Raw genomic sequence first — 15,893 nt, 5'->3', positions numbered from 1 at the left:
GATGAAGCGACGCCCCTCGCGCCTGCTCCACCCGAGGTTTGTTATTGACCGAGTGGCTCGGCGAGATCTTTGAGTTCCTGCGTGCGGTTCTTCGTCATGCGCGTCAGGCAGACAATATTCAGCATGGTTTCCAGCGTGCCACCACGGGCCTGAAAGCCTTCCGCTATGCACTGGTTATCCCGATAGGTGATCCAGGCGCGTTGAGCTTGCAACAACGCTGTTTCCGCGCCGCGCTGGTCTTCTTCCAGCTCCTTGTCCCAATCGGCCATGGCCTTGCGCGTCAGCTTCCATTGATCGTTGAGCACCTTGTCCGCCGCATCATATTCTTCCTGGGCGCAGGCGTTCATTTCCATCTGCGTTTCCTTGTTGCCGCAGTCGAATTGCGGCTTTTCTTCCGCAGAGGAAGGCCCATCCTGCAACAGCACGCAGCCGCACAGCATGACGGCAAGGAGTATTTTCATTGTGCGCCTCCCCATCTGAACCGCCTCCTCACAGAGCGCCCATGATCTTCTGACGAAAACCATAGACCTCACGCTTGCCGGAAAGCGCAATCAGTGTCACTTCCCGCGTCTGGCCGGGCTCAAATCGCACCGCCGTTCCCGCCGGAATATCCAGCCGCATGCCGCGTGCCTTTTCGCGTTCGAAAGACAGCCCCGCATTGGCCTCATAGAAATGATAGTGGCTACCCACCTGCACCGGGCGATCACCCGTGTTGGCAACCGTGATCGTCACCGTCGGCTGGCCTGCATTGAGTTCGATATCGCCCTTCGCGGCAATAATTTCTCCTGGGATCATAATATCTTCCCCTCTCTTTCAGGCAGCGCTCATATCCACACAGCCTTCAGCCTTGAGGACACGCACGGTGGATGCTGGATTATTGGCAAGTTTCCCCGCCGGGCGCACAGGCCGCCGCACCAATTCACCGCCGCAGTTCGGGCACGCCCCTTTCAGGCGGCTTTCCACACAATCGGCGCAAAAGGTGCATTCAAAACTGCAAATCATCGCCTCTCGGCTATCCGGGGCAAGATCGCGATCGCAGCATTCGCAATTGGGTCGAAGCTGGAGCATGGCGTTACCGGATCGGCTCGTGAACAGTCACCAGCTTGGTGCCATCGGGAAAGGTTGCTTCCACCTGCACATCGTGGATCATCTCCGCTACGCCTTCCATCACCTGATCGCGGGTAATCACATGAGCACCCGCTTCCATGAGGTCTGGCACGGCGCGGCCGTCGCGCGCGCCTTCGACCACGAAATCGGTAATCAGTGCAATGGCTTCCGGGTAATTCAGCTTCACGCCGCGCTCCAGGCGGCGGCGGGCCACCATGGCGGCCATGGAAATCAGCAGCTTGTCTTTTTCTCTTGGACTGAGGTTCATGGGTTCCCCGATTTTTATCGCTCAGATGTTCCAGACTTTCGGCACGTTTGCGTCTTTTCGCAAGAGCGAAATGACCGGAACCAGAAGTTTTCGCAGCGCAAAACCATCCTCAGCCGCGGCCCGGATAACAAGCTTATCCTTCCACAGGCTTGCGCCTGCATAACCTTGGTCGAGAACTGGCTGAAGTCGCGGCAGATAGGCTTCCAGATGCGGGCCTGTGTAGAGCACGGTGGCGAAGGCAACCTTACCCGAAAGCACGGCGGATTGCTGGCCAAGCGAAGCAATCTCGCCCTCCATCCGCACCTCTTCCGCATGAATGAGCTTGCCCCCACGGCGCACACGCCAACGATCCCGAAAGAAGCCCTGTTCAGTGCGCTCCCCCCTTGCTGTGCGACCGAGGATCACGGCCTCAACAGCGAGAAATTCAGCACTTGGGGCCAGATCGACATGAAGTTCGCGGGTGAGAGACGCGCGGTCGAACAGGATGCTTTCCTGCGGCAGCCAGGCCACACGGCTACCCTCCCCGGCCTCTATTTCACTTTTCAGAAGGGCCGTATCGGCAGAAGCCTTGTAAATCTTCTCATTGGCCTGTGTGGTCACGGTCACATCCGTGCCCGGTCCGGCGCACAAAGACCATTCCAGCCGATCACCGCCGGTCAAGCCGCCGGAACTGTTGATGAGAATGGCTTCGAGGGAATTGTCGAAGGTTTCCGGCAGACGAATCTTGCCGCAACCTTCCTGATAGAGGGTGGCGAGCCTTGTTCGGCCCGCCAGTTGCTTGGTTACAAGGCGCCCTTTACCCCGAGCGCGCTGCGGCGCTGCTCCACCGGCTGGCTGTTGCTGCACGTCATTCCCTCGGCATTGGTCATGGCCGAAACTCCATCCGCCGCACAACCCACCGCCTGAACCTTGGCCTTGGGGGCGGAAGGTTGGGCAGTTGCGACGACATCTGTACTATCGGCTTTACGGAAGAAGTCCCACATCCGGTAGGCCGGATCAACATTTGGATCGAAGCTTGGCTTCTTGACCGATGAAACCTTAACCACACCGGCGGCCTGGCCGTCAGTGGCTGCCGCAATCACATTGGCCTTGGCGCTCGGCTTTGGCCAGTCATGCGTGCCGTTTTCGAATTCATAGGTCGCAATGCGCGCGCCCTTCTGGCAGGTATCGAAAAGGCTGTAGGTTACGCCGTCAATGGTGTCCGGCTTGCCACCGGGCTTGCAGCCATCCAGCTCCATCCAGCGCTGAAGAGCGGTCTTGAAGCCATATTGCCAGTAAGGCTTGCCGCCGCCGGAATAAGGGTTCTGCTCGTCCCTCACGCCCGCAAAGGCCATGATGGAGATCGGCTTGGCAGGCGCGCAGGTGGCAGGGTCCGGCCCCCATTTGCCTTCAGCGTTCTCTACCGGAAGGCCGACACGCAGGGAATTGACGAAACCGGCAGCGCTGAAATCCCCCGCGCCGGAACAGAGATAGGCAGACAGCATGCGCCCGCCGCCGGAATAGCCGGAGGCGTAAATCTGCGCGGGATCGACGCAATATTCCTGCTTCACACGTTCCACCGCTGCCTTGATATAGGCAACCTCATCCAGCCCACCTTCGCGAAAAGTCACGCCCGGAACATTCCAGGCATAGGTGCCGGACGTATTGCCGGAAAGGCTGCCCTGCGGAGCGAAAATGATGAAGCCATTCTTCGCCGCCACCTTATCCCAGGAGCTGCGCACCATCTGTCCGCGCGGATTGCTGTTACTGCCGTGGAAATCGAACACCACAGGCAGCTTGTCATGGCCGGTATAGCCTTGCGGAATGAACGCCAGGCCGTAACGGAGCACGCCGCCAACCTCCAGCGACATTTCATGATAGCCCGGCTGAACCGGCGTGCCGCAACCGGCAGCCTCGGCCACAACACTCGCGCCCAATAAAAATGCTCCAGCCGCAGCAACACGGGCAAGAGCGCGAACGAGCGAACCAGAGCGAATTCCAAATGCCATCAAGCGCCTCGCGAAGAAGAGTGCGTGGAAAGGGGACATGCGATGGATGAAAACCGCGCTCCGACTATCACATTAGATAAACCTTATAAACCCCGCTCCCGGGAGGCAGCCATGCAAAATGCGTTACACTGTCAGATGTCGGCGTGCCTCCGGCGTATCCAGTGTTTCTGCGGCCCCCTGATGAACGATCTCGCCCCGATCCATGATGTAAACATGATCCGCCAGTTCCCGGCAGAAGTCGAGATATTGTTCGACCAGAAGGATCGCCATCCCCGTTGAATCGCGCAGATATCGAATGGCTCTGCCAATATCCTTAATAATAGATGGCTGAATACCTTCTGTCGGTTCATCCAGAACAAGTACTCTAGGCCGTGTTACCATGGCGCGGCCAATTGCAAGTTGTTGTTGCTGTCCGCCGGACAGATCTCCACCTCGCCGTGCGAGCATGGAACTGAGCACGGGAAACAGGCTGAAAATGTCGTCAGGGATGAAGCGCTCCTTGCGCGGCAGCGGCGCAAAGCCCGTTTCCAGATTTTCCTTCACCGTCAACAGCGGAAAGATTTCGCGCCCTTGCGGCACATAACCAATGCCTCGGCTGGCGCGATGGTAGGGGGCAAGACCTTCCAGGCTTTCGCCATTGAAGGCAATCGCGCCGCCGCTGATGGGCTGTTGCCCGGTGATAGCGCGCAAAAGCGAGCTTTTGCCGACCCCGTTGCGGCCAAGAACGCAGGTGATCTTGCCCATGGGCGCTTCGATGGAAACGCCGCGCAAGGCCTGGGCTGCGCCATAGTGGAGATTGATGTTATCGACTGTCAGCATGGTGCCCTCACCGCCCCAGATAATTCTCAATAACCTTCGGATCACTCGACACGAAATCGATTGATCCTTCGGCAAGCACCGAACCTTCCGCCAGACACGTGACCTTCACGCCCAGATCGCGGATGAAGCCCATATCGTGCTCCACCACGACCACCGAACGGCTCTTGGCGATTTCGCGCAGCAGAATGGCAGTCTCGGCGGTTTCGGCATCGGTCATGCCCGCCACCGGCTCATCCACCAGCAAAAGCTTCGGCTCCTGCGCCAGCAGCATGCCGATTTCCAGCCATTGCTTCTGGCCGTGCGAAAGGTTGGCTGCCAGTTCGTCGCGCCGATGCGTGAGGCGAATAGTGGTGAGGATTTCCTCGATCCGGTCACGGTCCTCACCCGAAAGACGATAGAAAAGCGTGGCAAAGACACCCCGCTTGCGGTTCAGCGCCAGCTCCAGATTATCCCACACCGTATGGCTTTCGAACACGGTCGGCTTCTGGAACTTCCGCCCGATGCCGAGTTGGGCAATGTCTGCCTCATCCCGTTTCGTCAGATCTATCGTGTCTTCAAACAGAACCGTGCCACTGTCGGGCCTGGTCTTGCCGGTGATGATGTCCATCATCGTCGTTTTGCCAGCCCCGTTCGGGCCGATGATGGCACGCAGCTCCCCCGGCTCCACAACAAAAGACAGGGAATTCAGCGCCTTGAAGCCGTCGAAGGAGACGGATACGCCATCGAGGTAAAGCAGCGACTTGGATTTGCTGTCGGTGATATCCATGATTTCACTCCGCCGCCTGAATGCGTGATGCCGGTTGATCGTCATTCTGCCCGGCTTCGCCACGAACCGAAGCCTTCAACGCCTTACGGTGCGCATGCCGCTGTTGCACCGTGCCGACAATGCCCTTGGGCAAAAAGAGCGTAACGAAGATGAAGAGAGCGCCCAGCGCATAGAGCCAGAATTCCGGGAAAGCCCCGGTGAAGAAGCTCTTGCCGCCATTCACCAGCACAGCGCCGATGATCGGGCCGATCAGGGTGCCGCGACCGCCAACCGCCGTCCACACCACGACTTCGATGGAATTGGCAGGCGCGAATTCACCCGGATTGATGATGCCGACCTGCGGCACGAAAAGCGCACCAGCAATGCCAGCCATCATGGCGGAGGTGACGAAGGTGAAGAGCTTGATGTTTTCCACCCGGAAGCCAAGAAAGCGCACCCGGCTTTCCGCATCGCGCACGCCCACCAGCACCTTGCCGAACTTGGAGCGGGTAATGGCCGAGGCCAGCACGAGGCAGAGCGACAGCATCACGGCCGAGAGGGCGAAAAGAACAGCACGCGTGCCATCCGCCTGCACGGAAAAGCCCAGAATATCCTTGTAATCCGTCAGGCCGTTATTGCCGCCAAAGCCCATATCGTTGCGGAAGAAAGCGAGCATCAGCGCATAGGTCATGGCCTGCGTGATGATGGAAAGATAGACGCCGTTGACACGGGATCGGAAGGCAAACCAACCGAAGACGAAGGCCAGCAGGCCCGGCACCACCAGCACCATGAGGCAAGCGAACCAGAACATATCGAAGCCATGCCAGAACCACGGGAGTTCCTTCCAGTTCAGGAACACCATGAAATCCGGCAGCAGAGGATCGCCATAGACACCGCGGGAACCGATCTGTCGCATGAGATACATGCCCATGGCATAGCCGCCGAGGGCAAAGAACGCGCCATGACCAAGCGAAAGAATGCCGCAATAGCCCCAGACGAGATCGAGCGCCAGCGCCAGCAGCGCATAGCAAAGATACTTGCCCATCAGTGACATGGCATAGGTTGGAACATGGAGTGCGCTTTCCGGCGGCAGCAGCAGGTTGCTGGCTGGAACAGCCACCGCCACAGCAAGGATGATGGCGACAGTAACGAGAATGCGGCCTTCCAGAGCGCGCAGAATGAAGCTGGAAATCATGCTTCCACCGCCCTTCCCTTGAGCGCGAACAGGCCGCGCGGTTTCTTCTGGATGAAGAGGATGATGAGAACGAGCACGAGGATCTTGCCGAGCACGGCACCGGTCCAGGGCTCCAGGAACTTGTTGAGAATGCCGAGTGACAGGGCGCCCACCAGTGTGCCCCAGAGATTACCGACGCCGCCGAAGACCACGACCATGAAGCTATCGATAATGTAGGACTGACCGAGGTTCGGAGACACGTTGTCGATCTGGCTGAGCGCCACTCCGGCGATACCGGCAATGCCAGACCCGAGCGCGAAAGTGAAGGCATCGACCCAGGGAGTGCGAATGCCCATGGAAGAGGCCATGCGCCGGTTCTGCGTCACTGCCCGCATTTGCAGGCCGAAGGCGGAACGTTTCATCAGGATCAGGAGTCCAACAAAGATCGAAAGCGAAAAGGCAACGATCCAGAGGCGGTTCCAGGTGATTTGCAAGCCGCCCAGCGCAAAGGCACCGGACATCCAGGACGGGTTTCCAACCTCTTGGTTCGTCGGTCCAAAGATGGAGCGCACCAATTGCTGGAGGATGAGTGAAACGCCCCAGGTGGCCAGCAGCGTTTCCAGCGGGCGACCATAGAGAAAGCGGATAACGCCGCGCTCGATGACGAGACCGACAGCACCGGTAACGAGAAAGGCAACGGGAAGCGCAATCGCCAGCGACCAATCGAACAGGTGCGGTGCGTGGCTGCGGATCGTCTCCTGCACCATAAAGGTTGAGTAAGCACCGAGCATGACCATTTCGCCATGCGCCATATTGATAATACCCATGACACCAAAGGTGATGGCAAGGCCGATGGCGGCGAGCAGCAGCACGGAACCGAGCGACATGCCGTACCAGACATTCTGGCCGATTTCCCAGAAGTTCAGATTGGTTTCAATGGCGGAAATCGCCTTGTCCAGATCCGGCTTCAGGCTGGCATCAATGGAGGAAGAAACCGACATGAGGATGCTGATGCCATCGCGACCGCCAAGATTGGCAATGGTGGAAATCGCCTGACGCTTCTCGTCCACCGAGCGCTCGGAAATCAGGATGGAAGCAGCGCGTGCCTCTTCCATGCGCCTTCTCACCTGCCCATCGGTTTCCTTGGCAAGCGCGACCTCCACCAGTTCCAAATTCTCAGCGCTGGGGGATTTCAGAACCGCATCGGCGGCGGCCATACACACGGCCTTATCGGGGCTGAGCAGCGTCAGCCCGCCAAGGGCCGAGCGGATGACGCGGCGCAGATTGTTATTGATCTTCAACTTGGCCAGCGATGCTTTGGGCGCTTCGCCAGCCACCTCGCCGCTCAAGGGATCGATCAGGGAAACAGTCGCGCCAGCGGGCCTTATGATGAAAACGGCATTATCGGCTTTGCGTGCATAAAGTTCGCCTTCCGCGAAGGCTTCCAGGGCAGGCACCACGCGCGGATCGCCGGTTGCGGCCAATTGGCCGATCAATTGCTCTGCCTGCTTGAAATCCGCCTTTGCAAGCGCATTGAACAGTGCTTGCGGGTCAGATTGGGCAAAAGAGGGTGCGGCGAGCGCGAAAACCAGAAAGAGGTTTGATAGGAAAAGTCGTAGCATAATTTCAGCCCCTCATTGCAAAAGGCGCAGCAAGCGCCAGTGCGTGGGGCTCACCCCCCTCTGATCTGCAGGACAAAGAGGGGTAAGCGTGGTCTAGAACGTCAGCATTACAGCAAGGTCAAAGGACCAATCTTAGCTGCCCTTGCCGCCGCACTTGCCGGTGGCAGTGTTGAAATTGCCGCAGGACATGGGCTTGCGCCAATCGGAGATCAGGTCCTTTGAATCCGGCAGGTAATCCGACCATTCATCGCCCACGACGGCTGGCGTCTGCTGCACCACTTCGAATTGGCCATTCGCCTGGATTTCGCCGATCAATACCGGCTTGGTGATGTGATGGTTCGGCATGACGGTTGAATAGCCGCCCGTGAGGTTTGGCACGGAAACGCCGACAATGCTGTCGAGAACCTTGTCTGTCTCTGTGGTACCTGCCGCTTCGACAGCCTTCACCCAGGCATTGAAGCCGATATAAGCTGCTTCCATCGGATCGTTCGTCACGCGCTTGTCGTTCTTGGTGAAGGCGTGCCAGGTCTTGATGAACTCGGCATTGACCGGCGCATCGACGGACTGGAAATAGTTCCAGGCAGCCAGATGACCGACGAGAGGCTTGGTGTCGATGCCGGCCAGTTCTTCTTCACCAACCGAGAAGGCGACAACTGGAATATCTTCCGCCTTGATGCCCTGGTTTGCCAGTTCCTTGTAGAAGGGCACATTGGCGTCACCATTGATGGTGGACACAACGGCCGTCTTTTTGCCTGCCGAACCGAAGGCCTTGATCTTGGAAACTTCCGTCTGCCAGTCAGAGAAGCCGAATGGCGTGTAGTTGACCATGATGTCCTCGGCCTTCACGCCCTTGGACATGAGATAGGCCTTCAGGATCTTGTTCGTCGTCTGCGGGTAAACGTAGTCGGTACCTTCCAGCACGAAGCGCTCGACGCCTTCCGCATTCATGAGGTAATCGACAGCCGGAATGGCTTGCTGGTTCGGCGCTGCACCCGTGTAAATGATGTTGCGCGAGGATTCCTCGCCTTCATACTGAACCGGATAGAAGAGGATGGAATTCAGCTCTTCGAACACCGGAAGAACGGACTTGCGCGACGAGGATGTCCAGCAACCGAAAACGGCCGCAACTTTGTCCTTCGAAATCAGCTCGCGCGCCTTTTCGGCAAACAGCGGCCAATCGGAAGCCGGATCCACAACCACGGCTTCCAGCTTCTTGCCCAGAACGCCGCCCTTCTTGTTCTGCTCGTCGATGAGCATCAGCATGGCGTCTTTCAGCGTCGTCTCGGAAATCGCCATAGTGCCGGAAAGCGAGTGAAGAACTCCGATCTTGATTGTGTCGTCGGCAGCAAAGGCGCCGTGGAAGGCAGTGGTGGACATGATAGCGGCGATCAGCGCACCGCCAAGCTTGGACTTGATTGTCATGGTCGAACCCCTCTTCTTGTTAGGCAACGGCCCGTGAAGCCAGGCGTTAACCGTTGCTTCACGAACTATCCGTCGCTGCACTGCAAAATCCCATACGTCGAATGACGTATGGGACCAGGGGGCAAGGGCAGTCAGCCCGCGTTTACAGCTTGGGCCTGAACTCGAAGTTCACCTCATCGCCGGTGTATTTCGCCAGCTTTTCGTTGAGCTTCACCTCCATCTTGTCGAGCTTCTGCACACCCTTGATCATATCGTAGAGACCAAGTCCGAAGCCTGCCAATGCGCCCACTGCACCGGCGACGACCCCGCCGGTTGCCATGACGGACTTGAAGGCCCCTGATGCCATGGAAGCCACGTCTGCGGTTACGCCGGCAGCATGAAAGAGGCGCGGAATGGCGTTGGTAAGATGCACCATGCCTTCCGTAAAGCCGATGGCAGCAGACGCCGCCCCCGCAGTACCGCTGATGATCTCAAGCGCACCCTTGACAGGTTCACCCTGCTTGATGGAGCGGGAGGCGCTGTAAAAGGACAGACCTGCCATGGCAGCGCCGCCCGCAGCGCCCAGGATTTTGCCCCCGGCCTCGAGGTTCTTTGCATTGACGACAGAAGAAAGCGCCTTGCCGAAGGTGCCATCGGTGGTTCCGAAAGCACTGAAACGCTTGCCCGCGGCATCCAGATTCTTGGCCAGCCCTTCCGTCACCATGCCGGTGATCTGTACGCCCTGCCCCACGGATGCTGCAATTTCATCCGGTGTCCAGGCCTTGCCCGGCTGCAGACTGCGGGAAACAAGAACACTGCTCATGGCCAAGGCTTGAGCGCCATGAATGACACCGGCCTTATAGGCATCACCATCCACTCCCACCGGGGCAGTGCGTTCACCGACCGAATTACGCAGACCTGTGATTGCATCGTCCAGCTTCATGCCGCCGCGCATGAGATTGATAACCGCATTAGCATCCCGGGTGATATCCTGGGCGTAGTTGACCTTCAACGCGACCTGATTCATCTTTGCGTTGTCGGCATTTTGCCCCATGAATTGCAGAGCCAATGCATCCGCTGCCGGTTTGAGGGCAGCAGAATTACCTTTCTCATCCGCTGCGAACGGCGTCAGATCGCCGGGTGTACCATCTCCCAGATAATGATCCTGCACTCGCTGAGAGAGGGTTGCTGTGGCAACGTTCATCTTCAGCCTGACGAAGTCAGAAGGCAAAGCTTCCGTCAAAGTCGTCAGCTCGGAATTGTAGGCCTGCACGGCTTCGTCGAAGCTCTTGCCTTTCTGCAATTCCCGATCAAGCGCTTTTCCACCCACTATATCATCGAGATACGCCGTTTTTAGACGGTGCTGAAGATCACCATTTTCAGGACGCGCGACATAATCCTGGATCGCCTTACCGGCCATCATGTTCACATGCGTGCGCGTATCGGCGTCTCCCATGAGCGTATTAATGCGATCGTCGATGTTCTGGCCGACCTTATCAATCCCCGGAACGCTATCTCCATAATTATTGTCGTAGGCGTTGAAGTTTTGTTTCAACTCGACGAGATCAACGAGAAGGGCCGACTTCTGCTCCGCATTGAGGCTGCCCAGATTCTTGTAATTGTCCGGATTAACGAAGCCTCGATCCACACCGGCGAGACTATCTTTGAGAAGAGAAAATTTCTGGTTGTCGAGTTGCTTGGCATCAGATTCGAATGTTTCTGAAGCAATTCCTATTCTCTGCCAATGCTGACTTTCAAGAACATCCGACTTTGTAATGGGATCGGTTTGTACCTTGTTTTGATAGGCAGACACATCCGGCAGAGGCCCGACTTTGTCCATGGCCTCACGGTCACGGTTCATGTACTGCATGACGAGCTTGTCGTTCTCGTTCAAACCCCCGTAGCGATAATCTTTGGGAGGAGCAGTGTTTCGAGGAACATCCTTCAATCCATCATAATTGATGTATCGTTGCTTGCCGCCATCTCCCTGTACGGCCTTTGATTCAGCAAGCTGCTGCGCCTGAACTTCACCGCGCGCGGTGACATCACTCTTCAGGTTTTCTTTCGCCTTCGTATCAAGCGCTTCCTTGGAAGCTTTTGAGCCTTTCGATGCCTCAGAGGCCGTCATTTCGTCGCCACTCTTGCCGTCGACGGTCTTCTCATCGACCTTGGCATCCGCTGCCTTGGCGTCGGTTTTATCGCTCTTCAACGCAGTCTTTGCATCGGTTTCCTTCGGATATCTGGCTTCAAAGGTCTTGGTTTCGGCGGGCTTCGCCGTGGCAGCCTCGCTGCCTTTGCTTTCGGCGGACTTGGGATCAGCCTTGGCCTCCGCTGGCTTGGCGCCCTTGGTGCTTGCCCCTGAGTCAGCTACCTCGGTAGCTTTCGCAGCCTTGCCTTCGGCAGGCTCTGCCGCAGCCGTATCCTTCGCATCTGCGCTGGGAGCGACATCGTTGCCGTCAACCGGCTTATCTGCGGCAGTGCCCTTGGCATCGGTCGCCTTGGTCTCTGTGCCCTTTGCTTGCGTTGGCTTGGCAGCAGCCTCAGTTCCCTTGGCGTTCTTGGTGCTTGCCCCTGAGTCAGCGACCTCGGTACCTTTCGCAGCCTTGCCTTCGGCAGGCTTTGTCGCAGCCGTATCCTTCGCATCCGCCTTGGAAGCGGCATCCTTGCCGTCAACCGGCTTATCTGCGGCAGCGCCCTTGGCACCGGTCGCCTTGGTCTCTGTGTCCTTTGCTTGCGTTGGCTTGGCAGCAGCCTCAGTTCCCTTGGCGTTCTTGGTGCTTGCCGCTGAGTCAGCGACCTCAGTACCTTTCGCAGCCTTGCCTTCGGCAGGCTTTGCCGCAGCCGTACCCTTTGCATCCGCCTTGGGAGCGGCGTCCTTGCGTTCTCGAGGCTTTGCGGCAGATTTATCATTTGCCGCAAAGGGTGAGACCTTTTGCGTTGCTGCGCCTTTCGCAGCACCCGCAGATGCGGGCTGAGAGCCACCTGCGTTCTGCTTATGGGAACTATTTGCCGCTGCCGGTGCAGGCGGCTGTTTTTCCGGTCGCGGAGCCTCTGTTTTTCTTGCGGCAATTCCGACGCTGTTGACCATAGTCTTCACACCTTTTTGAAGATTTCGATTACAGCGCGTGACTAAGTTGGTTAACCAAAAGTTTTATGACAGTTTTAAAAGTATTGTTTTCACCGTCACGGAAAAAGGCGCCAATCTGTGAGAAAACTCTGCCGCGAAAAACCGATAAAACATTAAAAGATCAAATTAGAACTCAGAATTATCATCGTTTGTATAATATAATGCTTTTCTAAATCGAAATTAAACCGAAGATTTGTGCGCGCCAGAGCCGGAAATTGCTTACCTAAGATTGAAGAAGTTAATTAGCAAATTTTTATACGTTATAGTGAAATCTACCGAGGATTGGCGGCATTCGTAACGGAACAGGAATTTCGTGAGGAATGCAGCGCTTCGGGGACCGGATGTTCAATGAATACGAAACTCAGCAAATCCTTGGCGATAAAGCTCCTGATTGTGAGCACTACTGTTATCGCAGTCATTCTGACTGCAACTTTCACTTTCATTGTCATGCAGGTTCGGGAACGGGCAACCACAGACACGCTTGTACAGGCGGAACTGGATGCCAAAAGTACCGCACGATAGTTTGACGCCAAGATGAGCATGGTCGTTGGCGCGACTCGTTCCATGGCCGGCGAGGTTCGGAAGGGACTCGAAACCGGCTACCTGACGCGCGAAATGGTAACGGCATCGCTGCCATCCCTCATCGAAGGCTTCGATCTGATCTTTGGCTCATGGATGACGGAAACCGACAAGGGCTTCGACGGACAGCTTTCGCCCGGACCTGACCAGGCGAAAGGCACAAATTCCGACGGCGTGTTCTCGCCTTACTGGACGCGCGACGGCAGCGGCTTGAAATTGATCCTGCCGGAAGAGATCAAGTACGATGTCGAATATTATGCCCTGCCTCTCAAGACCGGCAAGACGGCAGCAACAGAACCGTACCGCGAGGACAATGCAGGCAACCTCATGATGATGAGTGTGGCAGAACCGGTCATCGTGAATGGTGCGACGCGCGCCATCCTGGGCATCGATATCGGACTGGGAACCCTTGCGGATTCTTTGAAAAACGAGCGCCCCTTCGGCACGGGCCGTGTCTATCTTCTGTCTGGAACCGGCAAGTGGTTGACCGCGCCAGACGATTCTCTCGTCATGAAGGACTACGACCAACAGGGCAAAGAACAGGTTCAGAAGGCGCTGACAGACGGCAAGACAACCATCATCAAGGGTGTCAGCGGCGCCGAGGGTGTCGAAGTCTACCGGGTGATCTATCCATTCGACCTGTCCGGCCTCAGCATGCGCTGGTACATCATTGAGGATGTACCAGTCTCCGTCATCTCGGCTGTCGTCAATGAGCAGACAATGACGCTGGTGCTAAGTGCCATCGTCATTCTTGCTGCCGTCATTACAGCCCTCCTCCTTGCTATTCGCCTTTACATCCAGAAGCCACTCAGCGAGCTGCTGCAGGAAGTTGCCCGCCTATCTTCCGGCGACTATGGCAAACCGGTGTTTGGCCAGGACCGCGGCGATGAAGTCGGTGCCTTGGCGACTTCCCTTGAAAGCTTCCGCCATAAGCTTGCAGACGGACGCGCGCTGGAAGCGACAAATGAACGCCAGCGTTTGGCCGCTGACGAGGCCCGCAGCATGACGGAACAGGAGCGTGCAGCCGCAGCCGAAACACAGCGTCGCATTGTCGATGCGCTTGGAAAGGGCCTTGCTCACCTTTCGGATGGCAACCTCACCTACCGCATCAACGAGGAGTTTCCGGACTCCTACAAGATCCTGCGCGACGACTTCAATTCCGCAGTCAACAGCCTTGAGCAGATCATCACGCGTCTTAACCAGTCCGCCCATACCATCAGCGATGGAAGCGGCGAAATCAGCCGCAGCGCAGACCAGCTTTCAAAGCGAACGGAACAGCAGGCCGCCAGCCTCGAGGAAAGCGCCGCCGCACTGGGCGAGATTGGCGAAAAGCTCAACGAAACAGCACATAATGCAGGCGATGCGGCGAACAAGGTCGAAGGCGCCTGTGCCGATGCGGATCGCTCGGGCCAGGTGGTTCAACGCGCCGTGGCGGCCATGGAAGGCATTGAGAATTCTTCCAACAAGGTCACCCAGATCATCGGCGTGATTGATGAGATCGCTTTCCAGACCAACCTTCTTGCCCTGAATGCTGGCGTCGAAGCTGCGCGCGCCGGTGAAGCGGGCAAGGGCTTTGCCGTTGTCGCCCAGGAAGTCCGCGAACTGGCACAGCGTTCCGCCAATGCGGCCAAGGAAATCAAGGCCCTGATTTCGGCCTCCAGCGATCAGGTGCAGCAAGGCGTTGCCCTGGTGGGCCAAACCGGCGAGGCATTGCATCGCATCGCCGAACAGGTTCAGGCGGTCAACGGCCTCATCCAGCACATTTCCCGCTCGGCGCAGGAGCAGGCCTCCGGCCTTCGTGAAATCAACATCGCGATGAACCACATGGACCAGACAACGCAACAGAATGCGGCGATGGTTGAGGAGACCTCCGCTGCATCTGCCGTGCTGAACGATGAGGCTCGCTCACTGCGGGAAATGGTTCAGCGTTTCCAGATCAGCGGGAGTTCGCAGCAGCAGATGCGCCGCGTCGCCTGATTCATTCGCTTTCAGGATAAAGCAAGGGCGCGAGCAGTTGATGCCGCGCCCTTTTTTCATGTCAGCTGAGCAGATGACGTTATGGCTTCGGTTGATTGCGTAGCGCCTCCGCCTGGGCGTAGAACTTCTTCTCCCACTCCTTGTGGTTATCCAGTCCTTCGCGGATGAAGGGCGTGAAGATCGCCAGATGCATCAACAGCCAGTTTACCAGTCGCGCCGGGAATTTGAGCGGCTTGACGAAATCGACGAACAGAACCACGCGCGTCTTGTCCGTATGGTTCCAGGCCTCATGCTCATAGGCATCGTCAAAAATCAGAACCTTGCCCTCTTCCCAATGGCAGATCTCATTCTCCACCCGGATCGCCAGCTTATCACGTGGCTCAGGAACGATGAGCCCGAGATGCAGGCGCAGCACACCGTTATAGGGGCCGCGATGCGGCGGCAGATGTTTGCCCGGCTCGAAAATGGAGAACATCACAGTGGTCAGCCCCGGAATCTTCTGCATGGCCTTCCAGGTTTCCGGGCAGGCTGCAATGTTCTGCTCGGAGCGGACGCCGAAGCCCAGCAGGAAGAAGGTCTTCCAGTGATTGTCAGTGGAGATGGTCTTCACATCGGCAGAAATATCCTGAAACGACGGCAGTTCGTGCTGGCGCAGCAGAATCCGGTCCAGTTCGGCACGAATGGCAGGCGTTGCAGCCTCGATCTCCTTCGCCCAGGGAAACTGGGCATTGTCATAGACCGGAGGATTGCCAAGCTTTGCATATTTGAGGTTCAGCCGTTCGGCCCAGGCAACAATGCCCATGAAAAACCGTGTGATGCGGCTTGGCCGATCCATGGGCGCGATGCCTGAAGTGCCGAAATTTTGCTGCGGTTGGGAAACACTGGCGTTGGAATGGGGCTTCACGGGAGCGGCCTCGACCTGGTTAAAACAACAATGCCCGCAGGGTTGCCGGACGGTCCCTGCAGGGGGCGTGGAAGTGCCCAATATTTAAATCGCCCAAGGTCACTTGCAAGCAGCTGTGTCAGACTTGTGACAAAGAGGAATGCGCCTTGCAATTCTTTGCGGAACCGTCAAAGTGCACAATA

The 15,893-nt window shown here is 57.2% G+C and carries 14 protein-coding genes; 1 reads left to right on the top strand and 13 read right to left on the bottom strand.

Translation table 11 applies throughout. The features are described from left to right. Positions 1-41: 41 nt before the first annotated feature. The 12 genes from ACFSE1_RS09735 to ACFSE1_RS09680 form a co-directional block, all read right to left on the bottom strand. Entirely contained in the window at positions 42-461 is a 420-nt protein-coding gene (locus tag ACFSE1_RS09735; protein WP_377400021.1) for a lysozyme inhibitor LprI family protein, read from the bottom strand. 28 nt (positions 462-489) lie between these two features. After that, complete coding sequence (locus ACFSE1_RS09730) at positions 490-795, bottom strand: urease subunit beta (protein ID WP_377400018.1); 306 nt, start codon at positions 793-795, stop codon at positions 490-492. Between the two features lie 18 nt (positions 796-813). Next, the gene (locus ACFSE1_RS09725) at positions 814-1,068 is read right to left on the bottom strand and encodes a DUF1272 domain-containing protein (RefSeq protein WP_377400015.1); all 255 of its coding nucleotides are present in this window, start codon (positions 1,066-1,068) and stop codon (positions 814-816) included. Positions 1,069-1,072: 4 nt separating this feature from the next. Continuing rightward, entirely contained in the window at positions 1,073-1,375 is a 303-nt protein-coding gene (locus ACFSE1_RS09720; RefSeq protein ID WP_137136226.1) for an urease subunit gamma, read from the bottom strand. Between the two features lie 21 nt (positions 1,376-1,396). Continuing rightward, a complete protein-coding gene (locus ACFSE1_RS09715) occupies positions 1,397-2,221 on the bottom strand; it encodes an urease accessory protein UreD (RefSeq protein WP_377400012.1) in 825 nt (274 codons plus the stop codon). Continuing rightward, the gene (locus ACFSE1_RS09710; RefSeq protein ID WP_377400009.1) at positions 2,158-3,363 is read right to left on the bottom strand and encodes a CE1 family esterase; all 1,206 of its coding nucleotides are present in this window, start codon (positions 3,361-3,363) and stop codon (positions 2,158-2,160) included. Before ACFSE1_RS09710 ends, ACFSE1_RS09715 begins: the two co-directional genes overlap by 64 nt. 123 nt (positions 3,364-3,486) lie before the next feature. Beyond that, positions 3,487-4,182 carry an urea ABC transporter ATP-binding subunit UrtE gene (gene urtE / locus ACFSE1_RS09705; protein ID WP_377400006.1) on the bottom strand — a complete coding sequence of 232 codons (696 nt, stop codon included), beginning with the start codon at positions 4,180-4,182 and terminating at the stop codon, positions 3,487-3,489. Positions 4,183-4,189: 7 nt separating this feature from the next. Next, entirely contained in the window at positions 4,190-4,948 is a 759-nt protein-coding gene (gene urtD / locus ACFSE1_RS09700) for an urea ABC transporter ATP-binding protein UrtD (RefSeq protein ID WP_377400003.1), read from the bottom strand. 4 nt (positions 4,949-4,952) lie between these two features. Beyond that, the gene (gene urtC, locus ACFSE1_RS09695) at positions 4,953-6,122 is read right to left on the bottom strand and encodes an urea ABC transporter permease subunit UrtC (protein WP_377400000.1); all 1,170 of its coding nucleotides are present in this window, start codon (positions 6,120-6,122) and stop codon (positions 4,953-4,955) included. Next, positions 6,119-7,726, bottom strand: a complete 1,608-nt coding sequence (gene urtB, locus ACFSE1_RS09690) for an urea ABC transporter permease subunit UrtB (protein ID WP_377400208.1) — start codon at positions 7,724-7,726, stop codon at positions 6,119-6,121. The genes urtC and urtB overlap by 4 nt, the downstream gene beginning before the upstream one ends. A gap of 129 nt (positions 7,727-7,855) precedes the next feature. Further along, a complete protein-coding gene (gene urtA, locus ACFSE1_RS09685; RefSeq protein ID WP_377399997.1) occupies positions 7,856-9,145 on the bottom strand; it encodes an urea ABC transporter substrate-binding protein in 1,290 nt (429 codons plus the stop codon). 142 nt (positions 9,146-9,287) lie between these two features. Next, entirely contained in the window at positions 9,288-12,212 is a 2,925-nt protein-coding gene (locus ACFSE1_RS09680) for a hypothetical protein (protein WP_377399994.1), read from the bottom strand. A 573-nt stretch (positions 12,213-12,785) separates the two neighbouring features. Between ACFSE1_RS09680 and ACFSE1_RS09675 the strand changes: the two genes are divergently transcribed. After that, positions 12,786-14,807 (top strand): methyl-accepting chemotaxis protein, encoded by a 2,022-nt coding sequence (locus tag ACFSE1_RS09675; RefSeq protein ID WP_377399991.1) that lies wholly within the window; start codon positions 12,786-12,788, stop codon positions 14,805-14,807. 79 nt (positions 14,808-14,886) lie between these two features. On the opposite strand, the gene olsC is transcribed toward ACFSE1_RS09675, so the two are convergent. Next, the gene (gene olsC, locus ACFSE1_RS09670; RefSeq protein ID WP_377399988.1) at positions 14,887-15,711 is read right to left on the bottom strand and encodes an ornithine lipid ester-linked acyl 2-hydroxylase OlsC; all 825 of its coding nucleotides are present in this window, start codon (positions 15,709-15,711) and stop codon (positions 14,887-14,889) included. Between the last annotated feature and the right edge of the window lie 182 nt (positions 15,712-15,893).

The sequence above is a fragment of the Affinirhizobium helianthi genome, from assembly GCF_042680945.1.
Classification (GTDB): domain Bacteria; phylum Pseudomonadota; class Alphaproteobacteria; order Rhizobiales; family Rhizobiaceae; genus Neorhizobium; species Neorhizobium helianthi.
This window is presented reverse-complemented; position numbering and strand designations above follow the sequence as displayed.

Bases quoted from the DNA above. Each gene is read 5' to 3' on its own strand.
- ACFSE1_RS09710 (WP_377400009.1), bottom strand. From the start codon at position 3,363: ATGGCATTTGGAATTCGCTCTGGTTCGCTCGTTCGCGCTCTTGCCCGT.
- ACFSE1_RS09720 (WP_137136226.1), bottom strand. From the start codon at position 1,375: ATGAACCTCAGTCCAAGAGAAAAAGACAAGCTGCTGATTTCCATGGCC.
- ACFSE1_RS09735 (WP_377400021.1), bottom strand. From the start codon at position 461: ATGAAAATACTCCTTGCCGTCATGCTGTGCGGCTGCGTGCTGTTGCAG.
- ACFSE1_RS09730 (WP_377400018.1), bottom strand. From the start codon at position 795: ATGATCCCAGGAGAAATTATTGCCGCGAAGGGCGATATCGAACTCAAT.
- urtD (WP_377400003.1), bottom strand. From the start codon at position 4,948: ATGGATATCACCGACAGCAAATCCAAGTCGCTGCTTTACCTCGATGGC.
- ACFSE1_RS09725 (WP_377400015.1), bottom strand. From the start codon at position 1,068: ATGCTCCAGCTTCGACCCAATTGCGAATGCTGCGATCGCGATCTTGCC.
- urtA (WP_377399997.1), bottom strand. From the start codon at position 9,145: ATGACAATCAAGTCCAAGCTTGGCGGTGCGCTGATCGCCGCTATCATG.
- ACFSE1_RS09680 (WP_377399994.1), bottom strand. From the start codon at position 12,212: ATGGTCAACAGCGTCGGAATTGCCGCAAGAAAAACAGAGGCTCCGCGA.
- ACFSE1_RS09675 (WP_377399991.1), top strand. From the start codon at position 12,786: ATGAGCATGGTCGTTGGCGCGACTCGTTCCATGGCCGGCGAGGTTCGG.
- urtC (WP_377400000.1), bottom strand. From the start codon at position 6,122: ATGATTTCCAGCTTCATTCTGCGCGCTCTGGAAGGCCGCATTCTCGTT.
- urtE (WP_377400006.1), bottom strand. From the start codon at position 4,182: ATGCTGACAGTCGATAACATCAATCTCCACTATGGCGCAGCCCAGGCC.